This is a genomic window from Pseudoalteromonas sp. L1 (assembly GCF_021728095.1).
GTDB lineage: Bacteria > Pseudomonadota > Gammaproteobacteria > Enterobacterales > Alteromonadaceae > Pseudoalteromonas.
In genome coordinates this window covers 481,021-494,807 of the sequence record NZ_JAKKCT010000001.1, presented here as the reverse complement: position 1 = coordinate 494,807, position 13,787 = coordinate 481,021, and the positions used below count along the sequence as shown (strand labels likewise).

The 13,787-nt window shown below is 41.9% G+C and carries 12 protein-coding genes; 5 read left to right on the top strand and 7 right to left on the bottom strand.

Features of this window, described 5'->3' with window-relative positions; all coding sequences use genetic code 11:
- The first annotated feature begins 199 nt into the window (after positions 1-199).
- The 5 genes from L3V38_RS02280 to cydC are packed head-to-tail and all read left to right on the top strand — an operon-like array spanning position 200 to position 6,560.
- Positions 200-1,777 (top strand): cytochrome ubiquinol oxidase subunit I, encoded by a 1,578-nt coding sequence (locus L3V38_RS02280; RefSeq protein WP_237118231.1) that lies wholly within the window; start codon positions 200-202, stop codon positions 1,775-1,777.
- A complete protein-coding gene (gene cydB, locus L3V38_RS02275) occupies positions 1,774-2,913 on the top strand; it encodes a cytochrome d ubiquinol oxidase subunit II (protein WP_267136285.1) in 1,140 nt (379 codons plus the stop codon). Before L3V38_RS02280 ends, cydB begins: the two co-directional genes overlap by 4 nt.
- Positions 2,914-2,925: 12 nt before the next feature.
- On the top strand, positions 2,926-3,078 hold the full coding sequence (gene cydX / locus L3V38_RS02270) for a cytochrome bd-I oxidase subunit CydX (RefSeq protein WP_036969707.1): 153 nt from the start codon (positions 2,926-2,928) through the stop codon (positions 3,076-3,078).
- Complete coding sequence (gene cydD / locus L3V38_RS02265) at positions 3,068-4,828, top strand: thiol reductant ABC exporter subunit CydD (RefSeq protein WP_237118230.1); 1,761 nt, start codon at positions 3,068-3,070, stop codon at positions 4,826-4,828. The genes cydX and cydD overlap by 11 nt, the downstream gene beginning before the upstream one ends.
- On the top strand, positions 4,821-6,560 hold the full coding sequence (gene cydC, locus L3V38_RS02260) for a thiol reductant ABC exporter subunit CydC (RefSeq protein WP_237118229.1): 1,740 nt from the start codon (positions 4,821-4,823) through the stop codon (positions 6,558-6,560). Before cydD ends, cydC begins: the two co-directional genes overlap by 8 nt.
- On the opposite strand, the gene L3V38_RS02255 is transcribed toward cydC, so the two are convergent.
- From L3V38_RS02255 to rseP, 7 genes are all read right to left on the bottom strand, one after another.
- Positions 6,557-6,928: a septal ring lytic transglycosylase RlpA family protein gene (locus L3V38_RS02255; RefSeq protein ID WP_237118228.1), complete on the bottom strand. Its 372-nt coding sequence runs from the start codon at positions 6,926-6,928 to the stop codon at positions 6,557-6,559. The genes cydC and L3V38_RS02255 overlap by 4 nt on opposite strands.
- A 111-nt stretch (positions 6,929-7,039) precedes the next feature.
- Entirely contained in the window at positions 7,040-7,810 is a 771-nt protein-coding gene (gene lpxA, locus L3V38_RS02250; protein ID WP_062569884.1) for an acyl-ACP--UDP-N-acetylglucosamine O-acyltransferase, read from the bottom strand.
- A gap of 2 nt (positions 7,811-7,812) precedes the next feature.
- Positions 7,813-8,265, bottom strand: coding sequence for a 3-hydroxyacyl-ACP dehydratase FabZ (gene fabZ / locus L3V38_RS02245; protein WP_130150615.1), 453 nt, complete (start codon positions 8,263-8,265; stop codon positions 7,813-7,815).
- A 10-nt stretch (positions 8,266-8,275) separates the two neighbouring features.
- Positions 8,276-9,316: a UDP-3-O-(3-hydroxymyristoyl)glucosamine N-acyltransferase gene (lpxD, locus tag L3V38_RS02240; protein WP_237118227.1), complete on the bottom strand. Its 1,041-nt coding sequence runs from the start codon at positions 9,314-9,316 to the stop codon at positions 8,276-8,278.
- Between the two features lie 9 nt (positions 9,317-9,325).
- Positions 9,326-9,844, bottom strand: coding sequence for an OmpH family outer membrane protein (locus L3V38_RS02235; protein ID WP_062569881.1), 519 nt, complete (start codon positions 9,842-9,844; stop codon positions 9,326-9,328).
- An 11-nt stretch (positions 9,845-9,855) separates the two neighbouring features.
- Complete coding sequence (bamA, locus tag L3V38_RS02230) at positions 9,856-12,327, bottom strand: outer membrane protein assembly factor BamA (RefSeq protein WP_237118226.1); 2,472 nt, start codon at positions 12,325-12,327, stop codon at positions 9,856-9,858.
- A 107-nt stretch (positions 12,328-12,434) separates the two neighbouring features.
- Positions 12,435-13,787, bottom strand: coding sequence for a sigma E protease regulator RseP (rseP, locus tag L3V38_RS02225; RefSeq protein ID WP_237118225.1), 1,353 nt, complete (start codon positions 13,785-13,787; stop codon positions 12,435-12,437).

The window sequence follows — 13,787 nt, the reverse complement described above, 5'->3', positions numbered from 1 at the left end:
TTAAAGTAATTAATCATTTGAAACTTTAGAGCTTTATCTCTAACCTGTAGAAATGGTGAGCAGTGATTTCACCTTATTTTCTTATTTATCTATTGACTAAAATGAATACAAGGTTACTATTTACAAAGTTTCAATAAATACTGAAACTTGAATAATTTAATTTGTCGTGTCTACCGCACCGTTTACAAGGAGCCAACCAATGATAGATGAAACGTTTGTGGATCTATCGCGATTGCAATTTGCAATCACTGCCCTATTTCACTTCCTATTTGTTCCTCTTACCTTAGGTATGACGTGGATTTTAGTGATCATGGAGTCCGTTTATGTGATGACTGGTCGCGAAATTTATCGTGATATGACTAAGTTTTGGGGTAAGTTGTTTGGTATAAACTTTGCTATTGGTGTGGCTACAGGTCTAACCATGGAGTTTGAGTTTGGTACCAACTGGTCTTATTACTCTCACTATGTGGGCGATATTTTCGGCGCACCTCTTGCCATTGAAGGTCTAATGGCCTTTTTCCTCGAATCGACGTTCGTAGGTATGTTCTTTTTAGGCTGGGAACGATTAACAAAGCGCCAGCACCTTGCAGCAACCTTTTTAATGGCACTGGGCACTAACCTGTCTGCACTGTGGATTTTAATTGCTAACGGTTGGATGCAAAACCCAGTGGGGGCAGAGTTTAACTATCAAACCATGCGTATGGAAATGACCAGCTTTGCTGAGCTTGTGTTTAACCCTGTTGCGCAGGTTAAATTTATTCATACGGTATCTGCAGGTTATGTTGCTGCCTCGATGTTTGTATTAGGCATTAGTAGCTGGTACATCTTAAAAGGTCGTGACCTCGCTTTTGCTAAACGTTCATTCTCGGTGGCTTCTGGTTTTGGTCTTGCCTCTATTCTGTGTGTTATTTTACTTGGGGATGAATCTGGCTATGAAGTGGGTGAAGTTCAAAAGGTAAAACTCGCCACCATTGAAGCTGAGTGGCACACCGAAGAAGCGCCTGCGGCATTCACCTTAGTCGGTATTCCTGACTCGGAAGAACAAGTCACGCATGCTGCGGTTAAAATCCCTTATGTTATGGGTATTATTGCAACACGCTCAATAGATGAGCAAGTAACCGGTATCAAAGAGCTTGAAAAACTACATGAAGTACGTATTCGCAACGGTATGCTTGCCTATGAATACCTTGAAAAGCTTCGTAGCGGTGATGATACAGCTGAAAATATTGCCAAGTTTGACACACTAAAAGATGATTTAGGCTACGGTTTACTTTTAAAACGTTATACGCCAAATGTCGTTGATGCCACAGAAGAACATATTCAAAAAGCAGTAAAAGACTCCTTCCCTAAAGTAGGCCCAATGTTTTGGTCATTTAGAATCATGGTGGGCTGCGGTGTACTTATGCTTGGGGTATTTGTTCTGGCATTTTATTACAATGCACACCGTGTAATTGAACAAAAACGCTGGTTATTATGGGCTGCGGTATGGAGTATTCCACTTCCTTGGATTGCCATTGAGTTTGGTTGGATTGTCGCTGAATACGGCCGTCAACCTTGGGCTATATCAGAAATTTTACCAACCTTTTTAGCAACATCGTCACTGACCGTTAATGATCTTTTGATTAGTATCACAGGCTTTATTGTATTTTATACAGGGCTTGCTGCGGTAGAAGGCTGGTTAATGCTGCGCTTTATTAAGCAAGGCCCAAGCTCGCTTCATACAGGTAAATATCATCATGAACTTGCTAAAGTAGATAGCCAAGGAGCTCAGTCATGATTTTTGATTACGAAACACTTAAATTTATCTGGTGGCTACTAATCGGTGTATTACTGATTGGTTTTGCCGTGACCGATGGCATGGATATGGGTGTAGCAATTTTGCTTCGCCTAGTAGGTAAAACAGATGTAGAACGTAGAACAGTTATTAACACCATTGGTGCTCACTGGGATGGTAACCAAGTGTGGTTTATCACCGCTGGGGGCGCACTATTTGCAGCATGGCCTATGGTCTATGCTGCGGCCTTCTCAGGCTTTTACTTTGCCATGATGCTGGTGTTATTCGCACTCTTTTTTAGACCCCTTGGTTTCGATTACCGCTCTAAAATTGAGTCAACCCGTTGGCGTAACAATTGGGATTGGGGGCTTTTTGCTGGCAGCTTTATTCCTGCGCTCGTTTTTGGGGTCGCATTTGGTAACTTATTATTAGGTGTGCCGTACCATATTGATGACCTATTGCGTGTAAGCTATCAAGGCTCATTCTTTGCCTTACTTAATCCTTTTGCAATTGTTGCAGGCTTGATCAGTGTATTGATGCTAGTCGGACATGCTGGTATGTGGTTACAACTTAGAACAGATGCTGAGGTTGCAAAACGCTCAGCACAGTATGGACGATACGCACTCATGGCATTTATTGTGTTATTTGCTATTGCTGGTGTGTGGATATCACAAATTGAAGGCTATCGAATTGTTAGCATGGGTGATACGCAAGGTTATGCAAATCCACTTGCAAAAACCGTAGCCCAAGCGCCTGGAGCATGGCTTGACAACTACAGTAAAATGCCATTAACCATGTTGTTCCCTGCTCTTGCATTTGTAATGGCTATTCTGGCACTGGTATTTTCAAAATTACACAAGCCTGCGCTAGCACTTGTATCCTCAAGTCTAATGCTTGCAGGTGTGATTCTTACAGCAGGTATGTCAATGTTCCCGTTTGTGATGCCATCGAGCAATAATCCTAATATTAGTCTAACGATGTGGGACGCGGTTTCGAGCCATATGACATTAAATGTGATGTTTATTGCTGCAGTCATTTTTGTACCACTCATTCTTCTTTACACCACTTGGTGTTATGTGAAAATGTGGCGCAAAGTAACGATTAGTGAAATTGAAAACAACACGCACGGTAGCTATTAAGGAGATTTAATTATGTGGTATTTCGCCTGGATATTAGGTGTTCTATTAGCCTGTACACTTGGGGTTATCAACGTCATGTGGTACGAATTTCACCAACATAAAGATTCCATCGCTGATGATGAGCTAGAGCTGTACGCGAGACTCAAAAACAACGATGACAACTAAACCCCGACCAAATCGCGCGCAGCAGCAAACGCTGCGCGCGTTCTTAAAGCAATATAGCCAGTCCGCTTCAGGGCTTCTGAAACTAAGCATTAGTCTGGGCACACTCAATGCCCTGTTAATGATTGCCTCTTGCTATTTACTGGCAAACGCGGTTCATCAAGTTATGTTTGAGCAAGCAAGTTTGCAAGCTGTCACTCCGTTACTATGGCCTCTTGCAGGTCTTATTGTACTACGCGCCCTATTAGTTGCATTTAGTGAGCGAGTGAGTAGCCTTGCCGCATTAAAAATAAAAACGGTGATGCGCAATACATTACTTGCGAAGTTAACTAAACTAGGCCCTGCTTACAGCGAACACAAAGGGCACGGCGCAACACTTAACACTTTACATAATGGTGTTGAAGCGCTTCATCAATATTACGCAAACTACATTCCAAGCGTGGCATATAGCGCACTTATTCCACTCGCTATTTTAGTGGTTATTTTTCCAACCGATTATAAAGCAGGGCTTATTTTCCTGTTAACTGCCCCGCTTATTCCATTTTTTATGATTTTAGTCGGTCACAAAGCGGAGCAACTCAACCAAGAACGTTGGCAACAGCTCGCGGTACTTGGCAATTACTTTTTTGACCGCTTGCAAGGACTGACTCAGCTTAAGCTGTTTAATGCGACCAAACGCGAGCTTAATAATATTAGCCAGATTTCTGATGACTACCGTGGTGCAACCATGGGGGTGTTGAAAGTTGCCTTTTTATCCTCTTTCGCCTTGGAGTTTTTAGCCACCATTAGTGTTGCACTTGTTGCAGTTATTATCGGTTTTAGACTGTTTTTTGGTACCCTTGATTTTGCCACTGGGTTTGTGGTGCTATTACTTGCGCCTGAGTTTTACTTACCACTTCGACAAATGGGCACTCACTATCACGCAAAGTTAGAAGGGGTCAGCGCCGCTGCTGATATGGTCGACATCGTTAATCACAGCGAAGCACATGAGCATACGGGTTCATCACAACTATCAACACCACTAAAAGACATACATGTGCATGGACTCACCTATCATTACCCTGACACAAACGAAGGGGTCACCGACATTAATTTTAGTCTGCCAAATAAAGGGTTAATTGCATTTGTTGGAGAGAGTGGCTCAGGTAAAAGTACCCTATTTGATTGCCTTTTAGGTTTTCACCATCAAGCTAACAGTGCTATCAATATTAACGGACAAGCACTCAGTGATATCGCACTACATAATTGGCAGGCGCAACTTGCGTGGATCCCACAGCAAGCCACACTATTTTATCGAAGTGTTGCCGACAATCTACGCCTTGCCAAACCAGATGCAAGCCATGATGAACTTATTGCGGCCACTCGAAAAGCAGGCGCACTTGAGTTTATTAACGCCCTACCAAATGGCTTTGATACTATGCTGGGTGAACAAGGGGAAGGTCTCTCAGGCGGCCAAAAGCAGCGTATTGCCCTTGCTCGTGCGTTTTTAAAGAATGCACCAATTCTAATGCTTGATGAGCCAACAGCACACTTAGACAGCCAAACAGAGCAGCTAATCAATCAAGCAATCCGAGATTATGCAAACGATCATTTAGTGCTGGTTATTGCTCATAGGCTTAATACGGTAAAACACGCGGACAATATTTACGTTATGCAGCAAGGTAAAATTATCGAGTCGGGTCATTATCAACAACTTACTGAACAAGCGGGTCTGTTTGCTAAGCTTGTGAGTCGAGGTGAAGCGCATGTATAACTTCATTCGCTTATTAAAACTGTGCAAACCTCATGCTGGTATGCTGCTACTGGGCGCCTTTTTAGCAAGCTTGACTGTGCTTGCCAATGTTGGTTTGCTTGCAATATCTGGCTGGTTTTTAGCAGCAATGGCAGCCGCTGGCATTGCAGGTGTACATATGAATTATTTTACACCTGCAGGAGTGATTCGCTTTTTAGCCATTGTAAGAACCGCATCACGGTACGGCGAACGAATGATCACTCACAATGCTACATTTTTATTACTAAGCGAAATTCGTGTAAAAATGTTTGCAACACTGAGCCGACTCAACAACGTTGATTTGGCAATGAGTCGCAGTGCCGACCTTGTGAATCGTTTGCAAAATGATGTGGATGCCCTTGATAAATTTTACTTGAATGTCTTACTTCCCATCATAATAGCCTTATTTACTATTCCAATTGTCATGGCATTTATGAGCGCATACAACGCGAATGTGGCTTTGATTTGTTTTATATCATTGATGATAATTGGTGTGCTGCTACCAGTCTTATTGAGTCATAAACTACACAAACAAGCAGATGCCGAGACCAGACTTTCAGCTGAGCTAAGAGCTGAGCTTGCCGATACGTTAAAAGGAAGCCGTGAACTTGCAATTTATCAAGCACATGATGCTCAGTTAACACGCTGCGATACACTAAGTCAGCAATATAATTCGCAACTCTATACTCGCCATAAAGCCATCGCGAACAGCAATGGTTTAAGCACCTTTGTTGTACAGTTAACTATGCTTGCAAGCGTTTTTGTAATTATTCCTTTGGTTGCAACAGGCGCTATGAAAAATGTTGAATTGGCAATGCTCGCACTATTCGTCTTGGCTAGTTTTGAAACTGTACTTACCCTGCCCGCAGCTTTTATCGAGCTCCCTGTCGCTTTAAGTGCAGCAGAGCGGTTATTTTCGCTAGAGGACAAACAAACACCAGCACCTTACAAAAAGCACGACCAAGTAAACAATCAACACGCGCTCGGCTTAGAATTAACTAACGTGAGTTATCAATACTCTGGGGCGCATAACTACGCTTTGAGGGATATTAATCTATCCATTGCAGCTGGCAACAAAGTAGCACTGGTTGGCGCAAGTGGCAGCGGTAAAACAACATTAGTAAATTTACTCACGGGACTTTGGCCTTTACAGTCTGGCTCATTAAAACTGTTAGCGGCAGAACACAGTGTTGAACTTAGTAGCCTAGACGCTAACGAACGCTTTATGCAGCTCACAATTGTCGCCCAACAGCATCATATTTTTGATGGCACACTAAGGGATAACCTTCGCTATGCAGCACCGGAGGCGACTGATAAGGTGCTTATAGAAGCCTGTAAACAAGCAGAACTTGGCTCATGGCTGAATAACTTAAAAAACGGCCTCAATACCCGATTAGGCACCGCAGGAAGAAAACTCTCTCATGGTCAGTCACGTCGTATTGCTATTGCGCAAGCATTATTAAGACAAGGTAATTTTGTGGTTCTTGATGAACCAACAGAAAGCTTAGATAACCACACTAAGTACAGTTTACTTAATACACTCGAAAAGGTCTGGGCTGATAAAACCGTGCTAACGATCAGTCATGATCCTGTTATGTTGAATCGTGTTGATAAAGTCATTTGGTTAGAACAAGGGCAAATAAGAGCAATGACAAGCCATGCTGAGCTGGTTGAGAATGAGCCTGATTATGTCGAGCTCATCACTCGTTTTTAATCAAGTTGCTCAACGGTAACGTCAATAACACCTTGCTGCAAAGAAGCTATTTGTGAAAATGCCTTTTTAGACAAATCAATAATTCGACCGTGAACAAACGGACCACGGTCGTTAATACTAACAATCACACTTTTATTATTTGCAATATTAGTCACTTTTACGCGGGTACCAAAAGCGAGATCTTGGTGAGCTGCACTCAATGCTTGTTGATTAAACACTGTACCGCTGGCCGTTGTACGGCCATGGTATTTGTCCGCATAAAAGCTGGCTTTACCTCTTTGTACCTCAGCACTTGAGTTTATTGTAGGCGAGCTACTACAGCCACTTAAAATTAAGCTTAACAATGCAAAGACGATGAGTTTATTCATATTACTAGATCCTTTTTTGCTGTGAAGATAGCAAGCACTGACTTAGCAAAACCTGAACTATAAAAACAAAAAAGCCACCTCACGGTGGCTTTTGTAGAGGTTCGCTTATGATTAGCGAATAATTCCGCGCTCAGAGCTTTTCACGAAGTCTATCATCAGCTGAACAGCTGGGTACTTCGCAGCATCTTCGCTCAGCTCAGCGATTGCTTCTTCAACACCTAGGCTCTTACGATAAAGTGTCTTGTAAGCACGTCGAGTCGCCATTACTTCATCACTTTCAAAGCCACGACGTTTCATACCTTCAGTATTGATTGCGACTGGGCCTGCTGGCGTACCAATGGTTGTAACAAACGGCGGTACGTCTTTATTAACGCCTGAGTACATACCAACAAAAGCATGTGCACCAATCTTACAAAACTGGTGAACACCTGAGTTACCCGCAAGGATCACCCAATCACCTACGTGCACATGACCAGCAACAGAGGCGTTGTTAGCAAAAATCACGTTATCACCCACGACTGCGTCATGAGCAACGTGCGTGTAAGCCATAAACAAGTTGTTGCTACCAATTTTAGTCACACCTTGATCTTGAATAGTGCCACGGTGAATTGTTGCACATTCACGAATAACATTGTTGTCACCCATAATTAAAGTAGTTGGCTCATTCGCGTATTTTTTGTCTTGGCAAGCTTCACCAACCGATGCAAACTGAAAAATATGGTTACCAGAACCAATTGTCGATGGGCCTTTGACAACCACATGAGACTCAATGATACAGTTATCACCAATCGTTACATCGTTGCCAATATAGCTATAAGGGCCAACTGAGACATTTTTTCCAAGCTTCGCACCTGGTTCGATTATTGCCGTAGGATGGATCACTATTAAAACTCTCTTCTCGCACACATGATTTCGGCAGTACACACTACTTTGCCGTCAACTTTTGCTTCTGCTGCAAACTTCCATATATTGCGGCGCTCTTTAACAAACTCTACATGCAAATGCATAGTATCGCCAGGTAATACTGGTTGCTTAAATCGTGCATTGTCAATGGCAGCAAACAAGTAAAGTTCATTATCGCTACGATTTTCAACTGTTTTAAAACCTAACAAGCCAGTTGCTTGAGCCATTGCTTCTAATATCAACACACCTGGAAAAATTGGTTGATTCGGAAAGTGGCCTGTAAAAATAGGTTCATTCACTGTTACATTTTTAATTGCATGTAACGACTCGCCTGGCGTGTAATCTAATACACGATCAACAAGTAACATCGGATAACGATGCGGAAGTAAATTCAAGATATCTTGAATATCAAGACTATTTAATTCATTTGCCAAAATAGCATCCTTATTTGTCTTCAATATTGAGTGACTTAGTCAGTGACTCAAGTGCTTTTAAGCGGTCTTTCATATCACCAAGGTTTCGGATATGGGCAATACTACGACGCCATTCTTTGTTGTTTTGATGAGGCAAACCTGATGAGTAAATCCCAGGTTCACTGATTGCTTTTGTCACCATACTCATGCCCGTGATTATAGCACCATCACAGACACTGATGTGACCATTAATTGCAACCATGCCGCCAATTTGACAATGTTTACCAACAACAACACTGCCGGCAAAAACAGTGCAGCCAGCAACTGCTGTACCCGAACCGATCTCGACATTATGCGCTATTTGACATTGATTATCGATAATTACATTACTATGGATGAGTGTGTCATCAAGTGCGCCACGATCAATCGTTGTTGAGGCACCGACTTCAACTTTATCACCAATAATTACACGTCCTAATTGCGGTATTTTAATCCATTCACCACGCTCATTGGCGTAACCAAAACCATCGCTTCCTACAACTGTATTTGCTTGAAACAGGCAGTCACTGCCAATTTCAACTTCATGGTAAATACTGACATTAGCCCAAAGCTTTGTTCCTTGGCCTATTTTTACCTGCTCACCAATAAAGCAACCTGGACCAATCTGTACATCGTTTGCGATGACTGCATTTGCTTCTATCACCACATTGGCAGCGATCGAGACATTATCTCCAATTGATGCTGAATCATGAATGACTGCACTAGGGTGTATCCCTACTGATGCGCTGCGAGGTGTTGTATCCATTAACTGGGCAAGCTTGGCGTAGCATACATAAGGGTTAGCAATAACCAGCTTATTGCCACTAAAATAGTCGGCATCTGCCGGTGATAAAATCACCGCACTGGCATTGGTACTCTCTAACTGAGAACGATATTTTTTGTTCGCCAAAAATGCAATATGCCCAGATTGGGCATTTGCAAGTGTTGATATTTTTTTAATCTCTTGAGTGCCATCGCCGTGTAGCTCAGCACCCAAAAGATCCGCAATCTGCGAAAGCGTGTAGTTTTGCATATGTAATTTCTATTGCTTACTTACTTTTTCAACAACTTTATCTGATAAGTCAGACACTGTTTTAGGGTTAACGTAAATTGTTGTTTCTTTAACTTTTACTTCGTCGTACTTACCTGCTTTAGCAACTTCTTCAATCGCATCTAGAATTAGCTTTTGAACTTTTGCTAACTCTTGGTTTTGACGCATTTTGATTTCTTGCTCTAAAGGACGACCCTTTTCAGCAAGTTGTTGTTGCATGCCTTGAATCTTAGTACGTAATTCTTCTTTTTGCTTGTCACTCATTGTTGTTGCTTCACGCTTGAACTTTTCAGCTTCAAAACGGATATCACCCTGCAATTTTTCAAGCTCTTGACGGCGTTCGGCAAACTCAGCTTCAAGTGTTTGCTCTACTTTTGCCATTTGAGGAATTTGCTTATAGATTTCTTGCATGTCAACAATAGCGACTTTATGTGCAAATGCACTGGTAGACAACCCCATTGACAAAGTAGCAAGTAGTGCAAACGCTGTTGATTTAATTGATTTTTTCACAAAAAACTCCTTTAGAATGTATTACTAATATTAAAGCTGATGGTTTTCGTATCGTCATCTTCTTCTTTTTGCAATGGATACGCAAAACTGATCAGCATTGGACCCATTGGAGAGATCCATTGTAATGAAAGACCGGTTGATACCCTAAAGCGCATCGGATCTGAATAATCCTCTAATTTTGCGCGTTGATCAGGGGCTAAGTTTTGATAACGGTCAACGTTAAACTCTGTATCCCATACGTTCGCAGCATCTACGAAGAAGCTTGTACGTACAGAACTCGTATTTTCTTCATCCAAGAATGGGGTTGGAACAATCAGCTCCATCCCTGCAACCGCTTTGGCATTACCACCAATTCGGCCTTGTAATGTTAGTACGTCAAATTCTGACGCCCCACCAATACTGCCGGTTGTTGTCCCATCTTCAAGTGGCGTGCCCGGAATAGTTTGCGGTGTACGTGATACAGCACGTGGTAAAATGGTATTTCTATCAAAACCACGTAATTCCATCTCAGTAATACGGAAGTACTCTTGGAACGGTAATGTTTGATCAAACCCATTGGTTGAACCGTAACCATTACCATAAGCAAGCGCTGCACGTGTTGAGAATACCCAACGATGGTCATTGCTAATCGGCCAGTAAAAACGTGAGTCATAATTTAACTTAAAGTAAGTTAAATCTGAGTTCGGTGTTGTTGCTGTTAGATTAAGTGATTGACGCGAACCCGCTGATGGGAATAAACCACGGTTTACTGTCACACGCGACCATCCCGTGCTCAACTCATATTTAGTAAAGTTAAAGCCAGCATCTGGGTTTTCAGGGTCTAAGAAGGTTTCTCGCATTACGCGTGTTTGCTCGTATTCAGCGATATCCGATAACTCTTCTTCAATCCAACGGATACCGAAATTAATACGGTTTACAGCATCAATTGGGAAACCAATATTGGTACCAATACCGTAGCTTTTCGATTTATAGTCGATGAGGCTAAATTTACTTGCATCATAGTTACTATAGAAAATGCTACTGCCCTGCGAAACACCATCAGGGGTGAAGTACGGATCAGTATACGATAAGCTAATACGCTCTGAACCACGTGACGTATTGATATTAAAACCAATTTGGTTACCAGTACCTAAGAAGTTCGATTCACTGACACCAATGTTAAATTGCAGACCTAAGTAAGAGCCATATGCAAGACCTGCATTAAAGCTACCTGCTGACTGTTCTTTCACAGTAAAATCAACGTCTACTTGGTCATCAACACCTGGTACAGGAACAACATTGAAATCAACGCTTTCCATATACGGCAAACGTTGGATTTGCAATTTAGAACGCTCTAGGTTTTGATTAGATAGCCACGCACCTTCAAGCTGAGTCATTTCACGACGAACAACTTCATCTGAGGTATTTTGGTTACCTCCAACGATAATACGGCGCACATATACACGCTTGCCAGGGTCTACCGACAGCGTTAACTGCACTTCTTTATTTTCATCATCGATTTCAGGAATCGTGCGAACTTCTGCATTCGCATAGCCAAATCGGGCTAGGTAGCTCTTAATAAACTCTTCTGATGAGGTAACCACAGAGCCATTGTACAACTCACCCGCTTTAAGTGGAATAACACTTTTAATAAGCTCTTCGCGGCCAAGTAAGTCACCGATAAAGTCAAACCCTTTTACGGTGTATTTAACACCCTCAGTCATGTTTGCAGTCACATAAACTGAATCTCGCTCAGGGCTCACAGACACTTGTGTGGAATCAATATTAAAGCGTAAGTAACCACGGTCTAAATAGTAACTGCGGATTTTCTCAAGATCGCCTTCAATCGTTTGTTTCTGATAGCGGTCACTTGACATGAACTTCCACCATGGCAAATCTTGTTGAGATTCAGCCAACTTGAGTAGTTCTTCATCTGAGAAAAGTTCATTACCAACAAGGTTTATTTGACGAATTGACGCAGCGTCACCTTCATCAAACTTAAATAATAACTTTACGCGGTTGCGAGGTAGCTTGGTGATGCTAACTTCAACTTTAGCATTGTATTTACCAATACTATGAAAGAACTCAACAAGCCCTTTTTCAATATTATCAAGAACGGTTTTATCAAGAGGCTCACCGGTACGAATATCTTGTTGATCAAGTGATTCGTTTAGCTGCTCATCTTTAATATCTTTATTGCCGTCGAACTCAATCAAGCTGATTGTTGGGCGCTCAGTGACACGGAAAATAACATTATTACCGTCACGCAACGCTTTAATATTATCAAAGTGACCTGAACGATAGAGTGACTTTATGGTTCTTGAAATTGTGTACTCATCAATATTATCGCCCACGTTGATCGGAATATGCGTCAGTGCTGCACCTAATGCAACACGTTGTAAACCTTCAACTTTTAAATCTTCTACAATAAAGGAGTTTTGGCCTAGGGCTGCAAAGCTTGCACCTAATAAACTTGAAACTGCCAAATGTTTTTTTATAGCCATTTTGTTATCTTTATCCTTTACAACTGTATTACCGCTCAACACCTTGTAAATTTAACTTTTTGCGGTGTTTTACAATCGTGTTCAAATTGGAATTTTCCGCTTACTTGTTATAAACGTGATACATCATTGAACAAAGCGAAACATGTTAAAAATATGAGCAGTAAGGCGCCCAATTTAAAACCAAACTCTTGTGTCTTTTCAGAGACAGGCTTCTTACGAAAAAGTTCAATTATGTAATACATTAAGTGCCCACCATCAAGCACTGGCAACGGCAATAAGTTAAATACGCCAAGGTTAACACTGATCAAAGCTAAAAAGCTTAAAAATGCAACCAAGCCATAGCTTACGCTAGTCCCCGCCCCCACTGCAATGCCTACGGGCCCACTTAAGTTTTTAACTGACACTTGACCCGTAATGAGGTTGCCAATCATATCAAAACTTAAGGTTATTAAACGCCATGTTTCTTGTATGCCCAGCACAATACTATCGACGGGGCCATAATGTCTAGTTTCAATGTAGTTTTCTGGCCAAGGCTCAACCTTTGGTGCAACCCCTAAAAACCCTTGCAACACGCCAGCATCATTATCACGGCCATCGGGTGTGACGGTAAGTGACTCAATGCTACCTTGCCTTTTTACACTAAATTGTAAGGATTTGTTAGGTGATTGTTGAATAATAGAGACTAACTGGGTCCAATCGCTGATATTTTCACCATTTACGGCTGAGATTGTATCATTTACCTGAAGACCAGCCCGCTCAGCTGCAGAACCTTTATTGATTTGCGCGACCGTTAATGTCGCTTGAGGTCTAAATGGAACAATACCAATCGACGTTAACGGAGGCACATCTTGTTGGTCTAACTTCCAGCCATCTAGGTTCAATGTACGAACATGCTTTTGGTAATTTTGGTCGCGTAATGTCACCACAACACTTTGCTCACCTAAACGACTCATTAATGAGAAAGTAGCATCTTGCCAAGTGCTAATATCATCTTCACCTATTTTGATGATTTGTTGGTTTGGTTCGATATTTGCGGCTTCTGCACGACTACCTTGCGTGACCTCACCAACGACAGGTTTTAGTGACTGTACGCCCACCATATACATTACCGCAAGGGCAAAAATAGCAAATAAGAAGTTCGCCATGGGACCCGCTGCAACAATGGCAATACGGGCTTTTACAGATTTGGCATTAAATGATAGATGGCGCTGCTCCGGCGGGACTTCGTCAACTCGTTCATCCAGCATTTTAACATAGCCACCCAATGGAATAGCAGCAATGACGTATTCTGTTTTATGCTTGTCGTACCATTTTATAAGTGGTTTGCCAAAGCCAATTGAAAAGCGTAAAACCTTTACGCCGGCTTTACGCGCCACCCAAAAATGACCATATTCATGCACGGTCACTAAAATTCCCAATGCAAGAATGAATGAGCCTAAATTCCAGAAAAAATCAAACAT